Source organism: Lapillicoccus sp. (assembly GCF_025353065.1).
Lineage (GTDB): Bacteria > Actinomycetota > Actinomycetes > Actinomycetales > Dermatophilaceae > Lapillicoccus.
Window position 1 is genome coordinate 1 of the sequence record NZ_JANXRJ010000108.1, and the last position, 6,847, is coordinate 6,847.

The 6,847-nt window shown below is 71.5% G+C and carries 7 protein-coding genes; 6 read left to right on the top strand and 1 reads right to left on the bottom strand.

Annotated elements, in window-relative coordinates:
• Positions 1-513, top strand: a 513-nt coding sequence (locus Q0R63_RS08890; RefSeq protein WP_295696473.1) for a hypothetical protein, incomplete at its 5' end; no start/stop codon positions are given.
• Positions 514-636: 123 nt separating this feature from the next.
• On the opposite strand, the gene Q0R63_RS08895 is transcribed toward Q0R63_RS08890, so the two are convergent.
• Positions 637-1,341: a hemolysin III family protein gene (locus Q0R63_RS08895; RefSeq protein WP_295696475.1), complete on the bottom strand. Its 705-nt coding sequence runs from the start codon at positions 1,339-1,341 to the stop codon at positions 637-639.
• A 240-nt stretch (positions 1,342-1,581) separates the two neighbouring features.
• Between Q0R63_RS08895 and Q0R63_RS08900 the strand changes: the two genes are divergently transcribed.
• From Q0R63_RS08900 to Q0R63_RS08920, 5 genes are all read left to right on the top strand, one after another.
• A complete protein-coding gene (locus tag Q0R63_RS08900) occupies positions 1,582-2,343 on the top strand; it encodes an isoprenyl transferase (protein ID WP_295696477.1) in 762 nt (253 codons plus the stop codon).
• Between the two features lie 218 nt (positions 2,344-2,561).
• Positions 2,562-3,587: a hypothetical protein gene (locus Q0R63_RS08905; protein ID WP_295696479.1), complete on the top strand. Its 1,026-nt coding sequence runs from the start codon at positions 2,562-2,564 to the stop codon at positions 3,585-3,587.
• Positions 3,588-3,692: 105 nt separating this feature from the next.
• Complete coding sequence (locus Q0R63_RS08910; RefSeq protein ID WP_295696481.1) at positions 3,693-4,370, top strand: hypothetical protein; 678 nt, start codon at positions 3,693-3,695, stop codon at positions 4,368-4,370.
• Complete coding sequence (locus Q0R63_RS08915; protein ID WP_295696483.1) at positions 4,363-4,971, top strand: phage holin family protein; 609 nt, start codon at positions 4,363-4,365, stop codon at positions 4,969-4,971. Before Q0R63_RS08910 ends, Q0R63_RS08915 begins: the two co-directional genes overlap by 8 nt.
• Before the next feature lie 486 nt (positions 4,972-5,457).
• On the top strand, positions 5,458-6,732 hold the full coding sequence (locus Q0R63_RS08920) for a PhoH family protein (RefSeq protein ID WP_295696485.1): 1,275 nt from the start codon (positions 5,458-5,460) through the stop codon (positions 6,730-6,732).
• Positions 6,733-6,847: the final 115 nt, after the last annotated feature.

A 6,847-nucleotide genomic window follows, 5' to 3' on the forward strand; every position in this document is an offset into this window, starting at 1 on the left:
TACCTCGCCGCCAACACGGAGCTGCTCGGCGCCTACGACGCGATCGACGCAGCGACGCGCGAGAGCGTGCGGGTCGACATGGGCTTCCTGCCGGAGCCGGTCGACCTCGCCTTCGCGGCGCGGTTCCGCCTCAACGAGTTCGCCCTCCACTCCTGGGACGTCCGCGTGCTCGCCGACCCGGCTGCCACCGTCGAGGGCCACGCCGCCCCGCTGCTGCTGGACCAGGCGGCCTTCATGCTCGGCTGGATCGCGAAGTCGGCGCCGCTGGACGGCGCGACGGCGTCGCTGGCCGTGACGCTGACCGACCCCGACCACCGGCTGGGCCTGCTCCTCGCCGACCCCGTCGCCCTCGGCGACGTGCCCACCGACCCGGACGGCACGCTGACGCTCCCGACCGAGGCCTGGCTGCGGCTGCTGACCGGCCGGCTCACGCCGGAGCACACGCCGGGGTCGGTCGCCGCGACGGGAGCCGCCGACCTCGACACGCTCCGGCAGGTCTTCCCCGGCTACTGACCGGCGCCCCGGGCGGCATACCTGCTGGCGTTCCGAACGCCCGTTCTACCGAGTTTCAGCCCGAGCAGCCCCCCGGAACTGCCTCAAACGTGTGCTCGGAACGCGCGCAGGGTGCCTGGCGACTCAGCCCGTGACGGAGCTGCCCACGCCGTAGACCGAGAGCGAGACGGCGACGTAGTGCACGACGAACGCGGCCACCGTGAAGGCGTGGAACACCTCGTGGAAGCCGAACCACTTCGGGAACGGGTTGGGCTTCTTCGTGCCGTAGACGACGGCGCCCAGGGTGTAGAGCCCGCCGCCGACCGCGAGCAGGGTCAGGATCGCGGGGCCACCGACGTGCAGCATGGGGACGAAGTAGAAGATCGCGACCCAGCCGAGGGCGACGTAGATCGGGGTGTAGAGCCAGCGCGGGGCGCTGGTCCAGAAGACCCGGAAGAGCACACCGCCGATGGCGCCGGCCCAGACGATGATCAGGAGCGTGCGGGCCTGGTCCATGGGCAACAGCATCAGGGCGAACGGCGTGTAGGAGCCCGCGATGATGAGGAAGATGTTGGAGTGGTCCATCCGCTTGAGCACCATCTGCACGTGGGCCGACCAGGTGCCGCGGTGGTAGACCGCGGAGGTGCCGAAGAGCATCGCGGCCGTGATCGTGAAGACCACCGCGCCCACCTTGGCCTTGCCCGCGGGGGCCAGGCAGATCAGGACGATCCCGGCGGCGAGGGCGAGGGGGAAGGTGCCGGCGTGCAGCCAGCCGCGCAGCTTCGGTTTGACGACCGCAGCAAGCTCCTCGACGGGGCTCGCCTGGGCCGTCCTGGGGTCGGTGCTCATGCCTCCCAGCGTAACCTACGTTGGCGTAGGTTACGCGAGCGTAGGGTCGTTATTCAGGACACACAGGAATGACCGATCCGGTACCGGACGAGCGCCGAACGGCCCCCTTCCCGGCACGTCTTCCCCGGTATGCCGGGGGTGGCAGGAGTAGCGTGAGCCACGGCCTCGCGGGAGTGCCGAGGGCCCGCGTGCACTCGCGTGAGCCCGGGTGAGCACACGGCATACCGAAGGAGGGGGCTCGTGGGTCTGAACGACCTGCTCTACGGCGCCTACGAGCGGCGCCTCGCCCGGCGGCTGCCGCCCGAGGCCGCACCGCGCCACGTCGGTGTCATGCTCGACGGCAACCGCAGGTGGGCCCGGGCCAACGGGTTCGAGACCGTCGACGGTCACCAGGCCGGGGCCGACAAGATCAAGGACCTGCTCCAGTGGTGCGAGGACGCGGGCGTCGAGGTCGTCACGCTGTGGTTGCTGTCGACCGACAACCTGAGCCGCGACAAGTCCGAGATCGTCCCCCTGCTGAAGATCATCGAGAACGCCGTCTCGGACCTCGCCGCCGAGGGGCGCTGGCGGCTGCACCCCATCGGGGCGCTCGACCTGCTGCCGGCCGAGATCGCGCAGAGCCTCAAGTCCTCCGCCGAGGCCACCCGCGACATCGCCGGGCTGCACGTCAACGTCGCGGTGGGCTACGGCGGCCGCCGCGAGATCGCCGACGCCGTCCGGTCCATGCTGCTCGAGCACTCGGCGCTCGGCACCCCGATCGAGCTCGTCGCCGAGGCGGTCAGCGTCGAGGAGATCGAGGCGCACCTCTACACCAGGGGCCAGCCCGACCCCGACCTCGTCATCCGCACCTCGGGCGAGCAGCGCCTGGGCGGGTTCCTGCTCTGGCAGAGCGCGAAGTCGGAGTTTTACTTCTGCGAGGCCTACTGGCCCGACTTCCGGCACGTCGACTTCCTTCGGGCCCTGCGCTCGTATGCCGAGCGGCAGCGTCGCTTCGGCCGCTGACGAGACCGACGGCGAGGGGCGACCCGGCGTGCGGCACAGGTCGAGCGACGGGCCGGAACGCGGTAACTGAACGTCGGCTGGGGCAGATCTGGACGCTGGCTGTGAGGGGAGTTCTCCCCATGGTGGACGGCTGTGGGCCCGGGCTACCGTCGGTGAGGACGCGGCATACCGTTCGGGGACGCGCGAACGGCACGAGTGCAGGGGAGTGTGGGGGGAGCATGGCGATCTTCAGCAAGGGGGCGGACCCCGAGGCGCTCGAGCTGTCGGCCGAGCGGTTCAGGGAGTATGCCCTTACCTGCCTCGAGGTGCACGACTCGGTGGGAGCGGTGGCCGTGGCGATCAAGGCGAACTGGGTCGGCCCCGATCTGCTGGCGATGGCCGGTCGGATCCCGGCGGTGCAGCAGCAGCTCTCGACGTTGTCCACGACGCTGACCACCCTGGGCGACAAGCTGTCCCAGAACGCCAGGGCGCAGACGACGACCTCCGGCAACACCCTGGGCCAGCCGGGAGGGACGAGTGGTCCGGGGATCCCCGGCAGCAGCGGGACACCCGAGACACCCGGCGCCGAGAACGCCACCGACGGCGAGAACGCCACCGGCGGCGACGGAGCCTACGAGAAGCCGACGTGGCTCGATGCCGTCGAGAAGGGCGTCAAGCCGCTCGAGATCGCCGCGACCGGGCTCGGGGCCACCGCCTTCGGCCTCTTCTGCCACACGGCGGGAGGCGGCCTGGGCGACCTCTTCACCAACGGCAAGCTGCTCGACCTCTATGCGGAGGACGTCCTCAAGGGAGTCGACTCCACCAAGGGCCTGACCAGCTTCGAGATCGCGGGATCCTCCCTCGGCGGGGCCATGAAGGTCCTCGACGGTCGCGCGCTCGGTGGGCTGTTCGCCGAGGGGAGCAAGGCGGGGTCCCTGGTGGGCAAGCTCGGGGTCCTCGGCCCGATCAGCATCGGGGCGGGTGCGGTGTCAACCGTCCTCGATGTCGCTCACGGCGACTACGGCGCCGCCGCTCTCGACGGTGCGAGCACGGCACTCACCGCCGGAGCCCTGCTCGCACCGCCGCCCGCCGACATCGTGTGCGGCGTCGGCGCCCTGGGTATCGCGGCCTACCAGAACATCCCGTTGGTCCACGACGTCGTGGACGGGACGGTGAGCGCCGTAGGGCACGCCGCATCCGCCGTGGCCGACACCGTCTCGAATGCTGCCTCCGACGCGTGGGACGCTGTGACCAGCATCTTCTGACCCGGCATACCCGGCCCGATCCCGACCCGAGCGACCGGCCGACCGCCGACTCGACCGTCGCACCCGAGCGACACCCGAAACGCCATACCCCTGGAGGAGAGCCTCGTGACCGACCTGCTGAGCGAGACCGACCTGGCCCGCGTCCCGCTCCCCGCCGACGTCGTGGGCTTCGGCTTCGCCGAGATGCGCTATCTGTTGTCGCTCCACGAGACCGAGAGCTCGGCGATGACGGCCCGCTCGCTCGGCCTCGACGAGGTCGCCCCGGACGCCGAGTGGGTGGGGGCCGCCGGGATCTCCTCGCTGCTGGCCCGGGGCCTGGTCGCGGCCGACCGCGACCGCGCCGTCAGCCGTGGGGAGGCCGCCCTGCTCGAGGTGCTGTTCTCGAGGGGACACCGGTGGAGCGGAGTGGGGTTTCGAGACGTGGACGACGGAGAGGGCGACGTGCTCGTCGTCATCGAGGGTCCGGGGGCGGTCGGCCTGCTGCAGCCGCGCCCGTTCGGCACGTGGTTCGTGTCCCTGTCGGCCGACCCGGCTCACGTCGCCGACCCCTCCGACCTGGTGGCGGCCAGCATCCTCGAGGCGCGCGAGCTGCACCCTGGAGTGGGGTTCGCCATCGAGACACGGACCCTCGAGGGCCTCGTCGGGCGCCGTTACGCCCGACCAGCGCCCGACGGGTGGCTCGTGTCGGACACCCTGCAGGGTAAGCAGCACCGCCGCGGGCTCACGGACACCGCGGCCGTCGTGCGGGCGACCCTGACGGGAGTCGGTGACCTCGGTGAGTAACCACCCGGACCGCCGCCCCGGCGACCCCGCTGCCGTCGACGGTTCACCCTCCGCCGCCACCGACCCCGCGCCCTACGCCTGGCTCGACGACAACGCCCGGATGGCGGGTGCGATCAGCCCCGGGGTGACGGCCGCGTATGGCCTGTTCTTCCTCGCCACCGCGCTCGTGCTGGTGATCGTCTCGTTCTCCAGCCACCATCTGGGCGGGCTGTGGATCGCCCTCGGGTTCGGGCTGATCGGTGGCCAGGTGCTGCGGATGGGGCTGGCCCGTCGGGCCTGGCGCCTGCGCCACCCGGGCGTCGACCCCCTCTCGACGGTTCCCAGCCCGACCGGCGGGTCGGCCTACGGCCCCGACACCCGGTCGGCGTCGGTCGGCCGCTGGGTGATCTTCGTCCTCTGCGTCCTCCTCGGGCTGCTGCTCGTCATCGCTCTTGTCGACTCGTTCGTGGCCACGTCGACTGCAACGTCGGCGACGGTGGGCTCGAAGGTCCTGCTCGTCCTCCTGGCTGTCCTCGTCCTGTCGGTGGCGCGCTACGACCTGCGACGCATCCGCCAGCTGCGCTCGCAGCGCGGCCCCGGCCCGAAGGATCCCGAGCACTGACAGGTGACCGCCCCGGGGGACCTGCGAGGGGACCGACCGGGGCGGTTGCGGCATACCCGGCACACCTGGGGCGCTCTGCGTTACCGGCGTGTGAACTCTTGGCTCGCACGCCACGACACACCGGGGAAACATCTGCGCCGGGGCCCGAGGGGACGTAGCGTCGCCAGTGACGCAGGGCACCCGCCCGGCGTCCGGGAGGCCTGATCCATGGAGCGAGTTCTGCTCCGGGCGGAGGGCCGGTCCCGGCTCGTCGCCCCGATGACGGCCCGGTCCCGGCACCTCGCCCGTGAGGCGCGCAGGTTGCGCGTGCGCGCGGGCGCCTTCTAGGGAGTCGTATTGGCCACGTCCGATCGTTCCTCGTCCGTCTCTTCAGCCCGCTCGTCCGCACCCGTCACGTCCACCAGCCAGACCGATGCACAGAGCCCCGGAAAGACTCAGCTCTCGGGGGAGACGCAGAGCCCCGGCAGCCCATCGGGGAAGACCTTCATCCTCGACACGTCGGTGCTGCTGTCCGACCCTCGCGCCATGCTCCGCTTCAAGGAGCACGAGGTGGTGCTGCCGGTCGTCGTGGTGACCGAGCTGGAGGGAAAGCGCCACCACCCGGAGCTCGGCTACTTCGCGCGCCAGGCCCTGCGCCTGCTCGACGACCTGCGCATCAGCGAGGGCCGGCTGGACCGTCCCGTGCCCGTCGGCGACGACGGGGGGACCCTACGGGTCGAGCTGAACCACACCGACCCGATGGCCCTGCCGGCGGGATTCCGGTTGGGGGACAACGACACCCGCATCCTCGCCGTCGCCAAGAACCTCGCCGACGAGGGCTTCGACATCACGGTGGTGAGCAAGGACCTCCCGATGCGCGTCAAGGCGTCGGCGGTCGGGCTCGCCGCCGAGGAGTACCGCGCGGAGCTGGCGATCGACTCGGGCTGGACCGGCATGGCCGAGCTCGACGTGACCGTCGCCCAGATGGACTCGCTCTACGACAACGGCCGGGTCGAGCACTCGGCGGCCGCCGAGCTGCCCTGCCACACGGGCCTCGTCCTGCTCTCGCCGCGGGGAAGCGGTCTGGGGCGGGTCGGCGCCGACAAGCAGATCCGGATGGTGCGCGGCGACCGCGACGCCTTCGGGCTGCACGGCCGCAGCGCCGAGCAGCGGATCGCCCTCGACCTCCTGCTCGACCCCGATGTCGGCATCGTCAGCCTCGGCGGGCGCGCGGGCACCGGCAAGTCGGCCCTCGCGCTCTGCGCCGGCCTCGAGGCGGTGATGGAGCGTCGTCAGCACCGCAAGGTCGTCGTCTTCCGCCCCCTGTATGCCGTGGGCGGCCAGGAGCTCGGCTACCTGCCCGGCTCGGAGGCCGAGAAGATGGGCCCGTGGGGCCAGGCGGTCTTCGACACCCTCGGGGCGCTCGTCTCCACGGAGGTCGTCGAGGAGATCATGGACCGCGGGATGCTCGAGGTCCTCCCTCTCACCCACATCCGCGGCCGCTCGCTGCACGACGCCTTCGTCATCGTCGACGAGGCCCAGTCCCTCGAGCGCAACGTCCTGCTCACCGTCCTGTCCCGCATCGGGCAGAACTCCAAGGTCGTGATGACGCACGACGTCGCCCAGCGAGACAACCTGCGGGTCGGTCGGCACGACGGGGTCGCCGCGGTCATCGAGGCGATGAAAGGGCACCCCCTCTTCGCCCACATCACCCTCACCCGGAGCGAGCGCAGCCCGATCGCCGCCCTCGTCACCGACCTGCTGGAGGGCCTCGAGGTCTGAGGGGAGCACCGGGAGCACCGGGAGCACCGGGAGCACCGGGAGCACCGGCAGCAACGGGAGCAACGGGAGCACCGTCCGCTCAGTCCGAGGGGCAGCCGCCCGTTCGTGGTCGACC